At 42.4% G+C, this 18,691-nt stretch carries 21 protein-coding genes, 5 tRNA genes and 1 pseudogene; 20 read left to right on the forward strand and 7 right to left on the reverse strand.

Translation table 11 applies throughout. The features are described from left to right. Positions 1-5 precede the first annotated feature (5 nt). The 7 genes and pseudogenes from ACO06Y_RS11360 to ACO06Y_RS11390 form a co-directional block, all read right to left on the reverse strand. Positions 6-599: pseudogene (locus ACO06Y_RS11360) on the reverse strand (phosphoribosylanthranilate isomerase); the annotation flags it as partial. 11 nt (positions 600-610) lie between these two features. After that, the gene (gene trpC / locus ACO06Y_RS11365) at positions 611-1,393 is read right to left on the reverse strand and encodes an indole-3-glycerol phosphate synthase TrpC (RefSeq protein ID WP_422083950.1); all 783 of its coding nucleotides are present in this window, start codon (positions 1,391-1,393) and stop codon (positions 611-613) included. 22 nt (positions 1,394-1,415) lie between these two features. Beyond that, positions 1,416-2,411, reverse strand: a complete 996-nt coding sequence (trpD, locus tag ACO06Y_RS11370; RefSeq protein WP_422083951.1) for an anthranilate phosphoribosyltransferase — start codon at positions 2,409-2,411, stop codon at positions 1,416-1,418. Then, positions 2,408-2,989, reverse strand: a complete 582-nt coding sequence (locus ACO06Y_RS11375) for an anthranilate synthase component II (protein WP_422083952.1) — start codon at positions 2,987-2,989, stop codon at positions 2,408-2,410. Before ACO06Y_RS11375 ends, trpD begins: the two co-directional genes overlap by 4 nt. A gap of 2 nt (positions 2,990-2,991) precedes the next feature. Next, positions 2,992-4,389 (reverse strand): anthranilate synthase component I family protein, encoded by a 1,398-nt coding sequence (locus ACO06Y_RS11380; protein WP_422083953.1) that lies wholly within the window; start codon positions 4,387-4,389, stop codon positions 2,992-2,994. Between the two features lie 316 nt (positions 4,390-4,705). Then, entirely contained in the window at positions 4,706-5,284 is a 579-nt protein-coding gene (locus ACO06Y_RS11385; protein ID WP_422083954.1) for a YceI family protein, read from the reverse strand. A gap of 32 nt (positions 5,285-5,316) precedes the next feature. Further along, entirely contained in the window at positions 5,317-5,763 is a 447-nt protein-coding gene (locus ACO06Y_RS11390; RefSeq protein ID WP_422083955.1) for a MarR family winged helix-turn-helix transcriptional regulator, read from the reverse strand. A gap of 141 nt (positions 5,764-5,904) precedes the next feature. On the opposite strand from ACO06Y_RS11390, the gene ACO06Y_RS11395 reads away from it, so the two are divergent. The 20 genes from ACO06Y_RS11395 (at position 5,905) to rplA (ending at position 18,668) form a co-directional block, all read left to right on the forward strand. Continuing rightward, entirely contained in the window at positions 5,905-6,213 is a 309-nt protein-coding gene (locus tag ACO06Y_RS11395; protein ID WP_422083956.1) for a rhodanese-like domain-containing protein, read from the forward strand. A 57-nt stretch (positions 6,214-6,270) separates the two neighbouring features. Beyond that, on the forward strand, positions 6,271-7,554 hold the full coding sequence (locus tag ACO06Y_RS11400) for a DUF2851 family protein (protein WP_422083957.1): 1,284 nt from the start codon (positions 6,271-6,273) through the stop codon (positions 7,552-7,554). A 10-nt stretch (positions 7,555-7,564) separates the two neighbouring features. Continuing rightward, positions 7,565-7,792 carry a PspC domain-containing protein gene (locus ACO06Y_RS11405; protein WP_299529279.1) on the forward strand — a complete coding sequence of 76 codons (228 nt, stop codon included), beginning with the start codon at positions 7,565-7,567 and terminating at the stop codon, positions 7,790-7,792. Between the two features lie 2 nt (positions 7,793-7,794). Then, the gene (locus ACO06Y_RS11410) at positions 7,795-8,808 is read left to right on the forward strand and encodes a potassium channel family protein (protein ID WP_422083958.1); all 1,014 of its coding nucleotides are present in this window, start codon (positions 7,795-7,797) and stop codon (positions 8,806-8,808) included. 299 nt (positions 8,809-9,107) lie between these two features. Then, entirely contained in the window at positions 9,108-10,703 is a 1,596-nt protein-coding gene (locus ACO06Y_RS11415; protein ID WP_422083959.1) for an alanine/glycine:cation symporter family protein, read from the forward strand. Between the two features lie 10 nt (positions 10,704-10,713). After that, on the forward strand, positions 10,714-11,598 hold the full coding sequence (locus ACO06Y_RS11420; protein ID WP_422083960.1) for a ComEA family DNA-binding protein: 885 nt from the start codon (positions 10,714-10,716) through the stop codon (positions 11,596-11,598). Between the two features lie 12 nt (positions 11,599-11,610). After that, entirely contained in the window at positions 11,611-12,774 is a 1,164-nt protein-coding gene (locus ACO06Y_RS11425) for an acyl-CoA dehydrogenase family protein (RefSeq protein ID WP_422083961.1), read from the forward strand. Positions 12,775-12,843: 69 nt separating this feature from the next. After that, positions 12,844-13,038: a 30S ribosomal protein S21 gene (gene rpsU, locus ACO06Y_RS11430; RefSeq protein ID WP_422083962.1), complete on the forward strand. Its 195-nt coding sequence runs from the start codon at positions 12,844-12,846 to the stop codon at positions 13,036-13,038. A gap of 92 nt (positions 13,039-13,130) precedes the next feature. Continuing rightward, positions 13,131-14,021, forward strand: a complete 891-nt coding sequence (locus tag ACO06Y_RS11435) for a tyrosine-type recombinase/integrase (protein WP_422083963.1) — start codon at positions 13,131-13,133, stop codon at positions 14,019-14,021. 151 nt (positions 14,022-14,172) lie between these two features. Then, positions 14,173-14,475: a ribosome hibernation-promoting factor, HPF/YfiA family gene (gene hpf / locus ACO06Y_RS11440; RefSeq protein WP_422083964.1), complete on the forward strand. Its 303-nt coding sequence runs from the start codon at positions 14,173-14,175 to the stop codon at positions 14,473-14,475. A 101-nt stretch (positions 14,476-14,576) separates the two neighbouring features. Further along, a tRNA-Thr gene (locus ACO06Y_RS11445) sits at positions 14,577-14,650 on the forward strand. 129 nt (positions 14,651-14,779) lie between these two features. Beyond that, positions 14,780-14,861: transfer RNA gene (locus ACO06Y_RS11450), tRNA-Tyr, on the forward strand. A gap of 79 nt (positions 14,862-14,940) precedes the next feature. Beyond that, a tRNA-Gly gene (locus ACO06Y_RS11455) sits at positions 14,941-15,013 on the forward strand. Positions 15,014-15,104: 91 nt separating this feature from the next. Continuing rightward, positions 15,105-15,176 (forward strand) — tRNA-Thr (locus ACO06Y_RS11460). 53 nt (positions 15,177-15,229) lie between these two features. Continuing rightward, positions 15,230-16,417: an elongation factor Tu gene (gene tuf / locus ACO06Y_RS11465; RefSeq protein WP_422083965.1), complete on the forward strand. Its 1,188-nt coding sequence runs from the start codon at positions 15,230-15,232 to the stop codon at positions 16,415-16,417. 120 nt (positions 16,418-16,537) lie between these two features. Continuing rightward, positions 16,538-16,610: transfer RNA gene (locus ACO06Y_RS11470), tRNA-Trp, on the forward strand. A gap of 90 nt (positions 16,611-16,700) precedes the next feature. Then, positions 16,701-16,889 carry a preprotein translocase subunit SecE gene (gene secE, locus ACO06Y_RS11475; RefSeq protein ID WP_120713674.1) on the forward strand — a complete coding sequence of 63 codons (189 nt, stop codon included), beginning with the start codon at positions 16,701-16,703 and terminating at the stop codon, positions 16,887-16,889. A 10-nt stretch (positions 16,890-16,899) separates the two neighbouring features. Further along, positions 16,900-17,451: a transcription termination/antitermination protein NusG gene (gene nusG, locus ACO06Y_RS11480; RefSeq protein WP_120713239.1), complete on the forward strand. Its 552-nt coding sequence runs from the start codon at positions 16,900-16,902 to the stop codon at positions 17,449-17,451. A gap of 70 nt (positions 17,452-17,521) precedes the next feature. Further along, positions 17,522-17,959, forward strand: coding sequence for a 50S ribosomal protein L11 (gene rplK / locus ACO06Y_RS11485; RefSeq protein ID WP_422083966.1), 438 nt, complete (start codon positions 17,522-17,524; stop codon positions 17,957-17,959). Between the two features lie 19 nt (positions 17,960-17,978). Continuing rightward, a complete protein-coding gene (rplA, locus tag ACO06Y_RS11490; protein ID WP_422083967.1) occupies positions 17,979-18,668 on the forward strand; it encodes a 50S ribosomal protein L1 in 690 nt (229 codons plus the stop codon). Positions 18,669-18,691: the final 23 nt, after the last annotated feature.

Raw genomic sequence — 18,691 nt, forward strand, 5'->3', positions numbered from 1 at the left:
TTTAGCTTCTCGATTTCTTTAAGCCCCGGTTCTATTTCAAACCTACTGTTAACGTCAATGGCATGGCAATATTTGGCTTCGGGTCGTTTCATAAATTCCCTGATGGATTCTACCTCCTCCGGACCGATACCCCCGCTTAAAAAAAAGGGCTTGGTGGAAGGGTAATCTTTCAAGACTTTCCAATCAAAAGTATATCCATTGCCCCCTGGGAGTTTCCCCTTGGTATCAAAAAGATAGTAGTCGCAACTGTTTTCGTAGGGGGTCAATAACTCAAAATCAAAATCATCCTTTATTGAAAATACCTTAATGATTTCAACCGGCCCTTGAGCGTAGTGCTGTTTTAGCCCCTTACAGAATTCCGGACTCTCATTGCCATGCAATTGTATCGTCTGTAAACCGTACTTGTTGATTTTGGCCATAATCTCATCAAGTAAAGCGTCTACAAAAACCCCAACTTTTTTAATGTTGCGCGATAGCTCCGGAATTTCCCCATCAAAGGAACGTGGTGATTTGTCCCAAAAAATAAAACCCAAATAGTCTGGCTGCAAAGCGGCAACTTCCCTAGGGTTATATTTCATTCCACATACTTTGAGCTTCATAAGTACACGTTTCAAATTAGATTATTGATGAATTCGGTCGCACTTTTACCCGGATTATCGGTCTTCATAAAATTCTCTCCGATCAAAAAACCTTGATAACCGTATTTTTTAAGCTCCTTAATGGCCTCTATTTGGCTAATACCGCTTTCGGAAACCTTTACAAAATCATCGGGAATCTTTTCCGAAAGCGATTTACTGGTTTCCAGACTTACCTCAAAGGTTTTTAAGTTTCGGTTGTTAACACCCAACAGGTCCAAACTGGGCATAAGGGACTTTTGTAGTTCCACTTCATTGTGCACTTCTAAAAGAACATCCAGGCCAAGACTTTTGGCGCATTGCGAAAGGGCGCTGATATCCTCTCGAGTCAAAATGGCCGCAATCAACAGTATAACATCGGCACCATGGGCTTTGGCCTCCAAAATTTGGTATTCGTCAATGATGAATTCCTTGCGTAATAAGGGTAGGTTTACCACCGCTCTCGCCAAGAGGAAATCGTCCAAGGAACCTCCGAAATACTTTCCATCGGTCAAGATGGACATGCCACAGGTTCCGGCCTTCTCATACCCTAGGGCCACGTCCTGAACGCTCAATTTTTGGTTGATGACCGATTTGGAAGGGGATCTTCGTTTATGTTCGGCAATGATACCGGTCTCGCTTTTGCGCAGTGCCGAGGCCAAGGAAATGGTTTCCCTGCTAAAAAGCCGTGTACCCTCCAATTGTGGAACCGGTACCATGCTCTTTTTTAAATCGACCTCCTTTCTTTTATCGGCCACTATCTTGTCAAGGATATTCATTTTTGTCAGTCCTTCCGAATTTTCAATTTTTACTCAATTCCTGCAATTTTTTTAAGGCGTTTAGCCCTTTGCCGCTTAAAAGGGATTCCTTGGCCTTTTCAAACCCATCCTTTGGACTGCTGTTTTCTACCGTGGCAATGGCGATACCTGCATTGGCGCAGACCACATGATTCTGGGCTTCCGTACCTTGCCCGTTCAAAATGTTCACAAATATTTGTGCCGACTCTTCAATGCTATCCCCTCCCGCAATTTCCGATGATCTTACAGGACTTATACCAAAATCCTCGGGCTTTAACATGCCCTCGGAGCCATTGGAAATGGTCTTTGTGTTACCGGTAAGCGAAATTTCGTCATAACCATCCAAAGCATGTAGTATCGTAAATCTTTTATCGGTATTCTGATAAAGGTACCCGTACATTCGGGCCAGCTCTAGATTAAAGACGCCCACCATTTGGTTTTTCGGAAAGGCAGGATTCACCATGGGCCCCAACATATTAAAAAAGGTCTTTACCGCGAGTTCCCTTCGAATGGGAGCCACATTTTTCATGGCCGGATGGAACAATGGGGCGTGCAATACGCAGATACCGGCATCGGAAATGGACTTTTCCAAGAAATCCTTTTCATTGCTAAACTTAATGCCCAAAAACTCCATGACATTACTACTGCCGCATTTGGAGGACACTCCATAATTGCCATGCTTGGTAACCTTTATTCCGGCACCTGCCGTAACAAATGAGGCCAAGGTGGAGATATTAAAGGTGTCCTTACCATCGCCCCCCGTACCGCATAGGTCAATAGGATTGTAATCGGATAGATCCACCGCCAAACAAAGCTCCAGAAGGGCATCGCGAAAACCTTCCAATTCCTCTATGGTAATGCTCCGCATCATGTACACGGTTAAAAATGCCGCTATTTGACTGGTATTATAATTACCCTTGGCTATGTTGACCAATACCTGTTTGGCATCTTTCTTTGAAAGAATTTCATGGTTTATCAATCTATTCAGTATTTCTTTCATTTTGTAGTTTTATGGTTACCGTTCAACCAATTTCCCAATATTTGCTTTCCATGCGGGGTCAACACCGATTCCGGATGAAACTGTACCGCACAGACATCGAATTCCTTGTGGCGAAGGGACATGACCTGTCCATTTTCGTCAAAGGAAGTTGCTTCCAAATTTTCCGGCAGATCGGGATGTACCACCCAAGAGTGATATCTGCCCACTTCAATTTCCTTGGGTATGTCCTTGAATAGTTCATCGTCCTTGATAATTTTTATGGTGGTGGCCACTCCATGATATACTTTCTCTAAATTTACCAAGGAACCACCAAAAACCTCCCCAATGGCCTGTTGTCCCAAACACACCCCAAAAATTCGTTTGGTAGGGGCATAGTTCGCTATAATTTCTTTTAAAAGCCCAGCTTCATCCGGGATGCCAGGGCCGGGGGAGAGGACAATTTTTTCAAAGGCATCTACCTCCTCCAGAGTTAATTGATCGTTTCGTTTTACAACCACCTCGCAGTCCAGGTCCTCCAAATAATGCACCAGGTTGTAGGTGAAACTATCATAATTGTCTATTACCAATATTTTTTCCATAGCTAAATGGTTTCTGCAATTTCCAAGGCCTTGTTCAAAGCACCGAGTTTATTATAGGTTTCCTGAAGTTCATTGTCCGGGTCGGATGCAGCTACCAGTCCAGCTCCGGCCTGAAAGTGCAACTGGTGATTTTTACTTAAAAAGGTGCGGATCATGATAGCGTGATTAAAATTTCCGCTGAAATCCATAAAACCAATGGCCCCGCCGTAATAGCCCCTACTTGTTTTTTCATACTTTTCGATAAGTTGCATGGCCATGTGCTTGGGCGCCCCGCTTAGTGTCCCGGCAGGGAAAGTGTCCGCCACCACCTTCATGGTAGGGATATCCTTTTTTTTCTGACCGGTTACCTTGGAAACCAAATGGATGACATGGGAGAAGTACTGCACTTCCCGATAATTTTCCACACTTACCGTATTGCCGTTACGGCTTAGGTCGTTTCGGGCCAAATCTACCAACATTACGTGCTCACTATTCTCTTTATCGTCCTCTACGAGTTTTTTGGCCAGAACGGCATCCTGTTCATCATTTCCCGTACGTTTAAAGGTACCTGCTATGGGATGGATTTCTGCTTTCCCATCTTTTACCACTAACTGGGCTTCCGGTGAACTACCGAAAATCTTAAAATCGCCATAATCAAAATAGAATAAATAAGGCGATGGGTTTACGGATCGTAGGGCCCGGTACACATTAAATTCGTCTCCCCTGAATCCCTGTGAAAACCTGCGGGAGAGCACCAATTGGAAGACATCACCCCGTTGGCAATGCTTTTTGGCCAAAACTACATGTTGCTTATACTCATCATCCTTGAGGTTGGAGACTACTTCGCCATCCCTGGAAAAGTTGTAGGAAGCAAAGTTCTTAACATTGAGGATCTGTTCAAGCTCGGCTATATTGTCATCGGTATTATGGCAATGGGCAAAAATATAGGCTTCGTTTTTGAAGTGGTTAATAGCGATGATATTTTGATAAACGGCATAATAGATATCGGGAATGGCTATGGAGTTTTCCTTTTTTGTTATCGCAATATCCTCGTAGTAGCGTACGGCGTCATAGGCCATATAGCCAAAGAGTCCATTATTGATGAATTTAAAATTGTTGTTTTCCGCTTCGAACTTTTTGCCAAAGGCATCAATGATATCCACCACATCCGTGTCCGCCCCAATTTTCGTTTCCCTTTGGGTTCCGTCCGGAAATTGTTCCGTCACTATTTCGTCCACTATCTTAATAGAAGCTATGGGATTGCAGCAGATATAGGAAAAACTGTTGTCGTTGGCATGGTAGTCGCTACTTTCCAAAAGAATGCTGTTCGGAAACCGATCCCTGATTTTTAGGTATACACTGACCGGCGTAATGGTATCCGCCAGAATTTTTTTATTGTAGGTCTTAAGTGAGTATATCATAATTTAAAATTGTAATGTCATTTCTGCAAATGCGGAAAAATTTTAAAATTTCTACTTTTCCGTTCAGTTTATTCCCTGATGAAACAAGAAAAACTTCCTCAATTAAAAAAGGCCTGTCGTGATGACAAGCCTTATATAGTTTTTACTACAATGATGCTCAGCTCACGCTCCTTGTCGCAAGTTGTTCCACCACCAAGTATTTACTGTCGATTTCTTCATTGAGCGTCAAATATAAAAATCATTTTTAAAACTGCAAATCAAATCGGGTAATAAAAAAAACCCGCTTTAGCGGGTTTTTAATGTGAGGTCAAGTTTATTAAAATTCCAAGTCTACGACTAGGTCGAATTCATCATAAATGGTTTTGTCCCCTAAGTTATCAAAAAAACTGCCAGAACCATAACGTACATCATATTCTGCGCGATCTACTTTCAGGGTTGCGGTGGCTTTGCTTCCATAAATGGAGACGTCAAACTTTACAGGTTTGGTGATACCCTTAATGGTAAGATCACCGGTAACTTCATAGGAATTTTTACCAGAGGCCTTTACTTTGGTAAAGACCAGTTTGGAAGTAGGGTGGGTTTCAACGCCAAAGAAATCATCCGATTTCAAGTGGCCTTCCAATTTTCCCTTGTATTCTCCTTCGAGATCTGTAGAAATCAAAGAAGCCATGCTGACTACAAATTCACCCCCTGTTAATTTGTCCCCATCGAACATTAGGGCACCTTCTTTCAAGTCAACGGTTCCCGTGTGCGACCCGGTAACTTTGTACGCTTTCCAGGTTACTTTGCTTTCCTTGGTCTTTACTTCCTTTTTTTCCCCGTCTATAGGAGTACTTGCGGTTGCGGACGCTCCAAAGACTATGGCTAAAGCTAAACTCAATACGTTCTTTTTCATGATTTTGGTTTTAATAGTGTTTCTACTTTTAGTTAAAATTTATTGAATAATGTATTTAATTGTTCCAATTCTTTTTGGTTGAAGTTTTGCAGGATCCTTCTCTCGGCCTGATTCATGACCAAATCCATTTTTTTCAATTCCTCTTCTCCCAGTTTAGTTATGGTAATCTCTACTTTGCGCCGATTTGAAGGGCATGTTTTTCGATCGGCATACCCCTTGGCCAACAATTTGTCCACCAGTCTTGTGGTATTGCTCATTTTTGTTACCATACGTTCGTTTAAGGTAGAAAGGTTGGCCGGCTTCCCTTTTTGCCCCCTTAAGATACGTAATACATTGAATTGCTGTATCGAAACATCATAGGGTTTTAACGCTATGGATATTTCTTCATTGATTTTATTGTTAACGAGCATAAAGTGGATGATTGTCCTACTTTTTAGTGGAATTGATCGATCCGTCTTTATAACTTCCTCTACATTCATACCATTACAACAATTGTATATACAAATGTATATGTTTTTTTCAACCTTCCAGATACGGCCAAGCTAAATTTTTGTTAAAAAGCGCCATATGTTTTTTGAGATAAAAAACTACTTTTGAAAAATCTAAAATTTGATTGAACTATGGATCTATCGCAAGAAGAATGGGAAGAACAACTTGAGAACGATGATAATGCCTTTGTTTTGGACGTACGTACCCCGGAGGAGGTAGATGAAGGCTATATACCCAATGCAGTAAACATTGATATTTATTTGGGGCAGGAATTCGTTGACGAATTGGAGAAATTGGACAAGGACAAGAACTATTATGTATATTGTAGAAGCGGTAATCGCAGTAGGCAGGCCTGTGCCATAATGAACAGTATCGGGATCAAAAACGCTTACAATTTGGAAGGCGGTATTTTGGAATGGGAAGGGGATGTGATAGAATAGGCGGTTTTCAATGGCAGGAAGCTTTTTTAGGTTCAGAACCATAATCGATAAAGATCCATGCGCGAAGATTTGCTCCATTTTATTTGGAAATACCGGAAACTTCCCTTGGAGGGTCTTGTAACCTCAAATGGCCAGGAAATAGAGATTCTTGAGGTAGGGACTCACAATCATTTGGCCGGACCGGATTTTTTCAACGCAAAGATTGCTATAGGTGGACAGCTTTGGGCCGGAAATGTGGAGATACATGTAAAATCATCCGACTGGTATGCCCACGGTCACGAAAAGGATACCAACTACAACGCCGTAATCCTTCATGTTGTTTGGGAAGATGATGCCGCCATTTTTCGAAGTGATGAAAGTGAAATCCCTACACTGGAACTTAGGCACCATATTCCCAATTATCTTTTGGGCAACTACCAAAATCTCTTTGACAAAAGGCATAAACAATTTATCAATTGCGAAAAGGATATTACCGAAATCGATTCTTTTGTTTTCCGGAATTGGTTAGATCGACTGTATTTTGAACGATTGGAAAGCAAATCGGTGCGGGTTCAGAGTTTGTTAAAGGAATCCAAGAACAATTGGGAACAGGTTCTTTTTGCCTTGTTACTCAAGAACTTTGGATCCAAAATCAATGGCGAGTCATTTTTAAGTTTAAGTAGGGTGTTGGATTTTTCCATTATCAGAAAAATTCAAAATGACCCTTTCAAATTGGAAAGTGTACTTTTTGGCTTGGCGGGATTACTGTCGAATGATTCAATTGTGGATACCTACCATACTAATTTGAATAAGGAATACGGTTATCTAAAAACAAAATATCAATTGGATGAAGAAGGTGTTCTACTACCGGAATTCTTCAAACTTCGCCCTGCCAACTTTCCCACCATACGCCTGTCCCAATTGGCAAATTTGTATGGCACCCATCCCAATCTTTTCAGCAAAATCATCGAAGCGGGTGACTTGTCAGAAATGTATTCAATTTTTACCATATCCGCCAGTGCGTATTGGGACACCCATTTCACCTTTGGAAAGGAATCAAGGAGGAGCGTAAAAAAATTGACCAAGGCATTTATTGATCTCCTAATCGTGAATACGGTAATTCCATTAAAATTCTGTTATGCCAAACATAGGGGGAAAGAGATAAATGAAGAGATCATCATGCTGGCATCACAATTGAAAAAGGAGGAAAACACCATTATCAAGAGCTTTGGCAACCATGGGTCTAAGGCTAGTAACGCCCTTGAAAGTCAGGCCTTGCTACAATTATATAATGAATACTGTACCAAAAACAGATGTTTGGACTGTGCGGTGGGTACAACTTTATTAAATAGAAATAACTAATTTTAGGGCAATGAATATGTTCTACCAAATACTCTACTATTTTCAAAAGCGCGGTTTTGAAGTCTGTAGACGTATTGCCGAAAGGCTGGGCATTCGTGCCCGGGTGGTCCGCACCTCTTTTATCTACCTTACTTTTGTAACCTTGGGTTTTGGATTTGCCCTCTATCTTTTTTTGGCCTTTTGGCTTCGGATAAAGGATTTGGTACATACTAAAAGAACTTCGGTTTTTGACCTTTGATCATGATAAAGCTTTTTCGTTCCAAAATTTACTTGTCACTTTTCTTAATGGTCTTGGTGCTTGTCTTTGGTATCCTGGGTTACCGGTACGTCTCCGATTATTCCTGGATAGATGCCTTTTACATGACCATTATAACCATAACCACGGTTGGTTTTTCCGAGGTACGCCCCATGGATATCGAAGGAAAGATTTTTACCGTAATTTTAATTGTATCCAGTGTTTTCATATTTGCCTTTGGACTATCCGTTATAACCGAATATATACTGAGCAGAAATTCGTTGCAAATTCTAAAGAAGAAAAAAGTGAGAAATACGATCAAGAGTCTTAAAGATCATGTCCTTGTTTGCGGTTTTGGCCGCAACGGTATGCAGGCGGCGGAGCGATTAAAAGCCTACAACCGCCCTTTTGTGGTGATCGAGAGGGATAAGGAAATTATTGAAAAACATGAGGATGACGTCCTTTTTGTTGAAGGGGATGCCAACGAGGATGAAGTATTGAAGCAGGGCGGTATTGAACGAGCACAATATTTAATCGCGGCCTTGCCCGATGATGCGGCCAATTTGTTCGTGGTGCTTACGGCACGTCAATTGAACAAGGACTTGTTTATAATCAGCAGGGCTTCACAAGTGGCCTCACAAAAAAAGTTGACCCTTGCCGGTGCGGACAAAGTTATTATGCCGGATAAGATCGGCGGAGATCATATGGCTTCTTTGGTGGTAATGCCGGATCTTATTACGTTTATGGACAAGCTTTCGATGGTAGGCCGACATACTACCAATCTTGAAGAAGTGGCCATAGAGGATTTTGCCGATCAAGTGGAGTGCAATTCCCTGCGCGATCTGGATCTAAGGAGAAAAACCGGTTGTACTATTATAGGGTATATAGACCCCGATGGAAAGTATATCATCAACCCGGAGGCCGATATGCAATTACAGCCCAAAAGTAAGGTAATTGTATTGGGAAGGCCGGAACAGATTCAGAAATTGAACGAGATGTTTCATATCGAGGCATCATAGTTTGCCCATCACAACAGGACTCTTGGCTCTAGTCTTGGACTTATTGGCCGTGCATCGCTTTTTTAGCTAATCAAACTTCTAAAATTGGAACCTATTCCGTCATTTTATTGCCCCTATATCTATTCCAATTTTGCAAAATCCATTTGATTCATGGACTGGAAAACGATTTGCGTAGTCCCGGAATAGACAGAAAATGCGTGGTTGACCGTTAAGACAATAGGGACATTAATTTGACTGGGTTGATTATTTTTAAGATATTGCTGGCTTTACATTGAACTAACACGCCAAAAATTTGCATTATGAAGTACCGACCTATTTCCTTGATCGCTTTTTTATTGCCCCTATTTTCATTAGCGCAGGAAACAGCTGAGAAAGGATTAGATCAAAAAATCGATGAAGCTTTTGGCAGTGCAACGGGATGGTTCGTGAATTTTGTTTTTTATCAAATCCCTTTTGGCGAGGAGATTCAGGTTTATTGGGTACTGTTTCCCTTGATTATTGGAGCGACCTACTTTACGTTCTATTTTAAGCTGATCAATTTTAGGGGCTTTTTTACTTCCATAAATATTGTCCGGGGAAAATATGACGAGATGGATCATCATGAACCCCTTTCCATGGCGGGAGACCCTACCCCTGGGGACGATGTTCTACAGACTATGGCCGTGGAAGGGCATAGTGGCGAAGTATCCCATTTTCAAGCACTAACCGCCGCACTTTCTGCAACCGTGGGCTTGGGGAATATTGCAGGTGTAGCCATTGCGGTATCCATTGGAGGTGCTGGTGCCACTTTTTGGATGATTGTTGCCGGATTTCTTGGGATGGCCTCAAAGTTTGTGGAGTGTACGCTGGGGGTAAAATATAGGGACATTGAATCTGACGGTACGGTGTATGGAGGCCCAATGTACTATTTGCGGAAAGGTTTAAAATCGAAGGGACTGGAAGGACTGGGAAAGGTTTTGGCCGGTTTGTTCGCCGTTTTTGTAATCGGTGGGTCGTTTGGTGGAGGAAACATGTTCCAGGTAAATCAGGCATTTCAGTTGGTAGAGAATATCACAGGGGGGAGTGAGTCTTTTTGGTATGGGAAAGGGTGGTTGTTCGGTATAGTAATGGCCATCTTGGTCGGTATAGTCATAATTGGAGGCATTAAAAAGATAGCCAAGGTAACGGACAAAATCGTTCCGTTTATGGTAGTCATTTACGTAGGTGCGGCCATATTCGTTCTGGTCGCCAAATATGATATGATCGGGGATGCCTTTATGCAGATTATCAATGGAGCGTTTAGCCCTACCGGAGTTGTTGGAGGTGCCGTGGGTGTATTGGTGCAGGGATTCCGGCGAGCCGCATTTTCCAACGAGGCCGGCGTAGGATCTGCTTCCATTGCCCACTCCGCAGTAAAGACCAAATATCCCGCTTCAGAAGGCATGGTGGCGTTATTGGAGCCGTTTGTGGATACCGTAGTGGTATGTACAATGACGGCATTGGTATTGATAATTACCGGGAATGTTACTGCGGCAAATGCTACCTTGAACGACTCCCAGGCCATATTGTTGACATCGGGCGCTTTTGAATCCGTGATTTCCTGGTTCCCATATGTACTGACGATTGCCGTAGTCTTATTTGCTTTCAGTACCATGATTTCCTGGTCCTATTATGGTTTTCAAGGTTGGGCCTATCTTTTTGGGCGCAACAAAAAAACCGAATATACCTATAAGATTACCTTCTGCATTTTTGTAATTATTGGGGCTGCAGCCAGTTTGGGGTCGGTCATCGGTTTTTCGGATGCCATGATTTTTGCAATGATGGTCCCCAATATGATTGGGTTGGTTATTCTTGCCCCCAGGGTAAGGGAAGAATTGAGTACCTATCTCGATGCAATAAAGGCGTTGGGAAAATAAAAATGGGCCGTTGAAAGATTTTAAATCCCACTTCAAGTTCAATAAAAGGGAACGAAGCGGGATTTTCTTTTTGTTGTTTGTCATATTGATACTTCAGATAGGATATGTGATATTCTTGTATTTTCCCATGGCCGAGTACGAGGTTGCATTTTCCGAGGATACGGAATTACAGGCAAAAATCGATAGCCTGAAGCAAAAGTCATTGCCAAAGGACTCGCTTAGGATATATCCCTTCAACCCTAATTTTATAAGTGACTATAAAGGGTATACTTTGGGGATGTCAATTGACGAAATAGATCGGCTACATGCTTTTCGAGGACAAAACCAGTATGTGGGTTCGCCCCAGGAATTTCAGAAAGTGACCTTGATATCGGATTCCCTTCTGGCCCTGATTTCTCCCTACTTTAAGTTTCCAGAATGGGCCCGGAAAACCGGTGATAAATCGGTAGGACGAAAAAAGGTCGTCAAAAAATCCGAAAATGGCCAAAATAGTATTCGGATAAAGGACTTGAATAAAGCGACCATTGAAGAGTTACAATCTATCCACGGAATTGGGGATAAGCTGTCCCGGCGTATCGTAAAGTTCAGAGATCGTCTGGGTGGATTTTTGGTGAATGAACAATTGTATGACGTGTACGGACTAGAGCCCCATGTGGTTAAAATGGCCTTAAAAAACTTTAGGGTCATAGAAAAACCTGATATTCAGAAAATAAATATCAATACGGCATCGTTAGAAGAGATGGCTCAATTGGTGTATTTTAGAAAGGAGATTGCCCAACGAATAATGGAATATAGGAGTCTCAACGGTGGGATTTCCTCCTTCGACGAATTAACCAAAATAGAAGATTTTCCATCGGACAAGATTGAGAGAATTAAATTATATTTGACCCTATAAAAAATTGCTGGAATGATTACGGATACAATGTCTACCTTAGGTTTTGATTTTTCGGAAACCCAACAAATGGTGGCAGCTTCGGCCAAGGAATTTGCCGAACAACAAATACGACCTTACTTCATGGATTGGGACGAGTCCCAGACCTTTCCCCTGGAGGTCTTTAAGAAAGCTGGGGAAATGGGTTTTATGGGAGTTTTGGTTCCCGAGCAATATGGTGGCTCCGGATTGGGTTATCATGAGTATGTGGCGATTATAGAGGAGATTTCCAAAGTAGATCCCTCAATAGGATTGTCGGTAGCCGCCCACAACTCCCTATGTACAAATCACATTCTTTGTTTCGGGAACGAGGAACAAAAGCAACGATGGCTGCCTAGATTGGCCACTGCCGAGTGGATAGGAGCCTGGGGCCTTACGGAACACAATACGGGCTCGGATGCTGCAGGAATGGCCACTACTGCCGTTAAGGATAAGGATTCATGGATTTTGAACGGGGCCAAAAACTTCATCACGCACGGAAAAAGCGGCGATATCGCCGTAGTGGTAGCCAGGACGGGTGAAAAAGGGGACAGCCAGGGAATGACCGCTTTTGTTGTTGAAAAGGGAACACCTGGTTTTTCGAGCGGAAAAAAGGAGAACAAGTTGGGGATGCGGGCAAGCGAGACCGCTGAACTCATTTTCGATAACTGTGTCATTTCGGATGATAATCGATTGGGAGAAGTGGGAGCCGGGTTTGTTCAATCCATGAAGATATTGGACGGTGGCCGGATTTCCATTGGCGCCTTGTCCTTAGGAATAGCCAAAGGAGCCTATGAGGCTGCCTTGAAATATTCCAAGGAAAGGGTTCAGTTTGGTAAGCCCATAAGCCAATTTCAAGGTATATCCTTCAAATTGGCCGAAATGGTCACTGAAATTGAGGCTTCTGAACTGCTGCTGCATAAAGCGGCATTTCTTAAAAACGAAGGTCGTGAAATGACCCGGTGGAGTGCTATGTCCAAAATGTATGCCTCGGAAATGTGTGTGAGGGTGGCCAATGAGGCCGTTCAAATACACGGTGGATATGGATATACCAAGGATTTTCCCGTGGAGAAGTTTTACCGGGATGCCAAGCTCTGTACTATAGGTGAAGGTACCACTGAGATACAGAAAGTGGTCATTGCCAAAAATATTTTGAAATAGTTTTGCGCCAACTCAACTATTCATTTTATATTTGCAGTCCGAAACTTTAAAGAAAGGAGGTTGTAGCCAATGTTAATAATACCAGTAAAAGAAGGAGAAAATATAGATAGGGCACTAAAGCGATTTAAACGTAAGTTTGATAAGACAGGCACAATGCGGCAGTTGCGGAAGCGACAGCAGTTCACAAAGCCGTCCGTAGAACGCAGACAGCAGATTCAAAAGGCACAGTACATACAGAGCCTCAAGGACAGGGAGGATATCTAACTTAGCCCTACCGCACAATATAAAGGAATCCCATTTGTTGATGGGATTTTTTGTTGTTGGTACTATGGAGATTGAATTAGTAACTTTGTGTTATGTCCGTTCAATCTTTTATGGATTATCTTTCCTTGGAAAAAAATTACTCTGCTCATACAGTTCTTGCCTATGAGAGGGATCTCAAATCGTTCAATTCATTTTGCCAATCCGAGTACGGACTCGAAAATAGTGACAATGTTGACTATAAAGAGATTAGGGGTTGGATTGTAAGCTTGGTAGATTCCGGTACTTCAAACCGCACTATTAATAGAAAGGTGGCCTCGTTAAAGGCTTATTTTAAATTCTTGCAAAAAACGGGAAACATTGACGCCAATCCCTTGGCCAAACACAAGTCCTTAAAAACCCCAAAAAAAATCGAAGTTCCCTTTTCCGAGGATGAGATGCTAAAAGTACTGATGCAAATTCCTTTTGAAGACAGCTTTGAAGGAACCCGGGACAAATTAATAATTGAACTGCTTTACACTTCGGGCATAAGAAGGGCAGAACTGATCAATCTAAGAATAAAGGATTTGGACATGGATGGAAATACGCTAAGGGTTCTGGGCAAAAGGAATAAAGAGCGCATTATCCCACTTCTTCCTTCGACAAAAGAGCAGTTTTTAGCTTATTTTCAAGAAAGAAATGCACTGAATGTTATTGTTGATAAGGATTATGTTTTTTTATCAAAAACCGGTAACAAAATTTATGAAACCCTTGTTTATAGAATTATAAATAGGTATTTTAGTGAAGTGTCTTCCAAGGTAAAAAAAAGTCCGCATATCCTAAGACATACCTTTGCGACACATTTGCTCAATAAAGGTGCCGATTTAAACTCGGTCAAGGAGCTATTGGGCCATTCAAGTTTGGCATCTACCCAAGTATATACACATAATAGTATCGCCGAACTTAAGAAAGTGCATGCCGCCGCCCATCCAAGGGGCAAGAAATAGCATAAAATAGTCGATATATAACTTTAAATCTTAAGCCTATGAAATAAGTCATTACAAATCTTGATGTTGGCCGAGAGGTTTCATGGCGATTTATACCCGCCAAAACGGATCGGGCAGGTGTATTAATTTAAAAACAGCAAAATTTGAACAGATGAAAGTAAACACACAATCAGTAAATTTTAACGCCAACAGGGAATTAATGGATTTCATTCAAAACCGAATGAATAAATTGGATACTTTTTACGATAAGGTGATACGATCGGATGTTTATTTAAAACTACAGAATACGAGTGCCAAGGAAAACAAGATAGCGGAAATAATCCTGCACGTGCCAAAGGATAAATTCATGATTAAAAAACAATGTAAATCCTTTGAGGAAGCAGTGGATTCTGCATGCAGTTCACTGGAAAGAAAACTAATAAAACGCAAGGAAAAACTGCGGGTTCACGCCTGATTAAAATTTTCCAAAATTTGTTTTGATTAAACAAATAAATATATACATTTGCAGTCCGTTAGAAATAGCGGACTTTTTTATGCGCAAAAAGGGGGTAAAAGGCCGATGTAGCTCAGCTGGCTAGAGCAGCTGATTTGTAATCAGCAGGTCGTGGGTTCGAGTCCCTCCATCGGCTCGATAATGGGAAAAGTTTTCCCATATGATTTAGGACAGGGCCTATAATTTGCGGAGGGCGAGAAGTTTATCCTGAGCGTAGTCGAAGGGAGTCCCTCCATCGGCTCAAAAGGTCTTAAAACATTGATAGGGGGAGATACTCAAGCGGCCAACGAGGGCAGACTGTAAATCTGCTGACTATGTCTTCGCAGGTTCGAATCCTGCTCTCCCCACAAAGTTGTCATAAAAAGTTCGTTTTGTGCCCCATGTTGTTTGAAATGCGAACGACAATTTGAAATTTTGGAAAATATTGCGGGAGTAGCTCAGTTGGTAGAGCGTCAGCCTTCCAAGCTGAATGTCGCCGGTTCGAACCCGGTCTCCCGCTCAAAAAAGACTGAGTTGACGTTTGTGGTTTTAAAGCCGAAACTTTAAACTTTGAACCTGCCCGAAGGTCAGGCGGGGATGAAACCCAAAAAGCCGGCGTAGCTCAGGGGTAGAGCGTTTCCTTGGTAAGGAAGAGGTCACGAGTTCAAATCTCGTCGTTGGCTCAATAAAAATATAATTGTACACTAATATATAACTAAGATTAAATTCATTAAAAATGGCAAAGGAAACTTTTGATCGTTCCAAACCGCACTTAAATATAGGTACTATTGGACACGTAGATCACGGTAAAACTACATTGACTGCCGCTATTACAACCGTTTTGGCAAATGCAGGGCTTTCTGAAATTAGAAGTTTCGATTCTATCGATAACGCTCCGGAGGAGAAAGAAAGGGGTATCACCATTAACACCTCCCACGTAGAGTATCAAACAGCCAATCGTCACTATGCACATGTAGACTGTCCAGGTCACGCGGATTATGTAAAGAACATGGTTACAGGTGCTGCCCAGATGGATGGTGCCATATTGGTGGTTGCCGCTACCGATGGTCCTATGCCACAGACTCGTGAGCACATCCTTTTGGGTCGTCAGGTAGGTATTCCAAGAATCGTGGTTTTCATGAACAAAGTGGATATGGTGGATGATGATGAACTTATAGAATTGGTTGAAATGGAAGTAAGGGAATTGCTTTCTTTCTATGAGTACGACGGGGATAATGGGCCTGTAATTGCAGGTTCTGCTTTAGGAGCCCTGAATGGTGAGCAAAAGTGGGTGGATACCGTAATGGAATTGATGGAAGCGGTAGACACTTGGATCGAGCTTCCAAAACGGGATGTTGACAAGGATTTCTTAATGCCTGTTGAGGATGTTTTCACCATTACAGGTCGGGGTACCGTGGCTACAGGTCGTATCGAGACCGGTGTGGCAAATACGGGAGATCCAGTAGAGATTATTGGAATGGGTGCCGAGAAATTGACTTCCACCATTACCGGTGTGGAAATGTTCCGCAAAATTTTGGATAGGGGCGAGGCCGGTGACAACGTTGGTATCCTTTTAAGAGGTATAGAAAAATCGGATATAAAAAGAGGGATGGTAATCTGTAAGCCAGGTTCCGTGAAGCCTCATGCCAAATTTGAAGCTGAGGTCTATATCCTTAAGAAAGAAGAAGGTGGGCGCCATACCCCGTTCCATAACAACTATCGTCCTCAATTCTATGTAAGGACTACGGATGTTACGGGTAACATCAACCTTCCTGATGGAGTTGAGATGGTAATGCCTGGGGATAACCTTACAATTACCGTTGATTTGATTCAGGCAATCGCCTTGAATGTCGGTCTGCGTTTCGCTATTCGTGAAGGAGGTAGAACCGTGGGTGCCGGACAGGTAACCAAGATATTGGATTAATATTTTAGATAATTTATAGTGTAGGTAAAGGGTGTTCCGCGTTCAGTGGGACACCTTTCCCTGCAATTATAAACGGGTGTAGCTCTCCCGATAGTTATTGGGAGGTAGAGCACCACAGAAACGGGTGTAGCTCAGTTGGTAGAGCACTGGTCTCCAAAACCAGGTGTCGGGAGTTCGAGTCTCTCCTCCCGTGCAGAGTTAAACGGAAGTTAATGGGGCGAGAAGCCTGTCCTGAGCGTAGTCGAAGGGAGTCTCTCCTCCCATGCAGGATAAAAGAAGAAGTATGTTGACATATATAAAGGAATCGATTGAAGAACTAAGGAATAATGTGACCTTGCCTTCTAGGGCTGAATCCTCTAATTTGATGGTCGTGGTAGCCGTTTTTTCAATTCTTTTTGCCTTGGCGACTTGGGGAGTGGACACGGTCTTCAGTAAATTGATTCAATTGTATTTCAATAACATTCTAAACTAATTGGATCGCTATGTCGGAAGTACTGGAAAAAAAGTGGTATGTGGTAAGGGCGGTCAGTGGTCAGGAAAATAAGATCAAGGGCTACATTGAAAGCGAAGTGGAGCGTCATGGATTTTCTGACTATCTGGAAGATGTCCTAGTGCCTACCGAGAAGGTTATCCAAATCCGTAATGGGAAAAAAATAAATAAGGAAAGGGTCTATTTCCCGGGCTATATAATGATCAAGGCCAATTTGGGCGGGGAGATGATACATATCATTCGTTCTATAACCAATGTCATAGGTTTTTTGGGCGAGACAAAAGGAGGGGATCCCGTACCCTTACGAAAGTCCGAAGTAAACCGGATGTTAGGTAAGGTAGACGAGCTGGCCGTAAATACGGATAGTGTGGCCATACCTTTTGTCCATGGGGAAACGGTCAAGGTTATTGATGGTCCATTTAATGGGTTCAATGGAACCGTGGAAAAGATAAATGAAGAAAAGCGTAAACTTGAGGTTATGGTTAAGATTTTCGGAAGAAAGACCCCATTGGAGCTCAGTTATATGCAAGTTGAAAAGATTTAAGGAAAAATTGTTACATATTTCAAAGTTGTGTTGCTTCCAATTAAACACGCTTTCAATTTAATTTTAAAGAATGGCAAAAGAAGTAGGTAAAGTAGTTAAACTACAAGTTAGGGGAGGTGCTGCGAATCCATCGCCACCGGTTGGACCCGCCTTAGGTGCTGCCGGCGTTAACATCATGGAGTTCTGTAAGCAGTTCAATGCAAGAACACAGGACAAACCGGGCAAGGTATTGCCCGTTGTTATCACCGTTTACAAGGACAAATCGTTCGATTTTGTTGTAAAAACACCACCGGCGGCAGTTCAATTGATGGAAGCAGCTAAGATTAAAAAAGGATCTGGCGAACCTAACCGAGTTAAATTAGGTAGTGTAACCTGGGATCAGATCAAGGCAATTGCCGAAGATAAAATGGTGGACCTTAATGCCTTTACCGTAGAATCCGCAATGAGTATGGTTGCGGGTACGGCACGGTCAATGGGTATGAAGGTTTCAGGGAAAAGACCTTTTTAAATCTTAAAAAGCAACTGAAATGGCAAAGTTAACAAAGAAGCAGAAAGAAGCCCATGCCAAAATAGAGAAGGACAAGCTCTATTCAGTGGACGAGGCCTCGGCTTTGGTAAAAGAGATAACCAATACAAAATTCGATGCATCCGTAGATTTGGCGGTTCGATTGGGGGTGGATCCCAGAAAAGCGAATCAAATGGTAAGAGGGGTAGTTACCTTACCTCATGGTACCGGTAAGGATGTTAAGGTTTTGGCTTTGGTCACACCGGATAAAGAGGCAGAAGCCCAGGAAGCCGGTGCCGATTATGTGGGATTGAACGAATATTTGGATAAGATCAAGGGTGGCTGGACGGATGTCGATGTCATCATTACTATGCCCAGTGTTATGGGGAAACTAGGCCCTTTGGGTCGTGTTTTGGGGCCAAGAGGCCTAATGCCCAATCCAAAAACGGGTACGGTCACTATGGATGTCGGTAAGGCGGTTTCCGATGTAAAGGCTGGTAAGATCGATTTCAAGGTAGATAAGACCGGTATTGTACATGCAGCTATTGGAAAGGCCTCTTTTTCGGCCGATAAGATAGCGGGTAATGCCAGGGAATTGCTGGATACTTTGGTAAAGCTTAAGCCAGCTGCGGCCAAAGGAGTGTATATGAAGAGCATTTATATGTCTAGTACTATGAGCCCTAGTGTACAATTAGATCCAAAAACCGTATAATTCCGCTGGGAGTTAAAAATTAG

It is taken from the genome of Ulvibacterium sp. (assembly GCF_965228935.1).
Lineage (GTDB): Bacteria > Bacteroidota > Bacteroidia > Flavobacteriales > Flavobacteriaceae > Ulvibacterium.